Origin of the sequence: Burkholderia sp. Bp9016 (assembly GCF_003857765.1) — a bacterium.
GTDB lineage: Bacteria > Pseudomonadota > Gammaproteobacteria > Burkholderiales > Burkholderiaceae > Burkholderia.
The window spans coordinates 1-494 of record NZ_QTPY01000097.1 but is presented as its reverse complement, the minus strand read 5'-3'; the positions used below and the strand labels follow the sequence as shown (position 1 = coordinate 494).

General features: G+C 55.1%; 1 protein-coding gene and 1 pseudogene. Both read right to left on the bottom strand.

Translation table 11 applies throughout. The features are described from left to right. Nucleotides 1-34 precede the first annotated feature (34 nt). Nucleotides 35-325 (bottom strand): Arm DNA-binding domain-containing protein, encoded by a 291-nt coding sequence (locus DIE13_RS32595; protein WP_208447517.1) that lies wholly within the window; start codon nt 323-325, stop codon nt 35-37. A gap of 90 nt (nt 326-415) precedes the next feature. Beyond that, nucleotides 416-494, bottom strand: a pseudogene (locus tag DIE13_RS32590) (PKHD-type hydroxylase); the annotation flags it as partial.

Here is a 494-nt window from a genome sequence, read left to right as displayed (position 1 = left end):
GATTTACGCCAAAGCAGCGGTTGGCCATGGCCGCTTAGTTTCTATTTCTGAACCCCGTGGAAAACGGGGGGATTACCAGGGCCACGTCTAGACCTGAGCTTCGAATCTGACGTTGCTCCTCCCATGCGGTAACCGCTGCAGAGAAGGGCATCACCGGCCATTCGCCGAGCTTGATTTGCTTCATTTTGCCATCGAGCGGTGACTTGTATCGATAGACCCAAGTTCTGCGCTTGGCTCCTGCACTGATACGCAAGCCAGCGAATCCGTCGATCGGCTCGTCAGTACCCTGAGCCATGCGACGGATTTTGTTCGCATCAAACTTCATTTCCACCCCCAAATTACCTACGCCAAAACCTACGCCTTGGCTTTGGGATGGGGTGATCCTCACGCCTCGATGACAGGCTCCTGCATCACGCTACGCATCCGCCCACTTCCTCAACAGGTTGTGATAAATCCCGGTGAGCGAAATGACCACCGGGTCCTTCGCCCCTTTT

Excerpts from the sequence above, each read along its gene's own strand:
- DIE13_RS32595 (WP_208447517.1), bottom strand. The coding sequence starts at position 325 with ATGAAGTTTGATGCGAACAAAATCCGTCGCATGGCTCAGGGTACTGAC.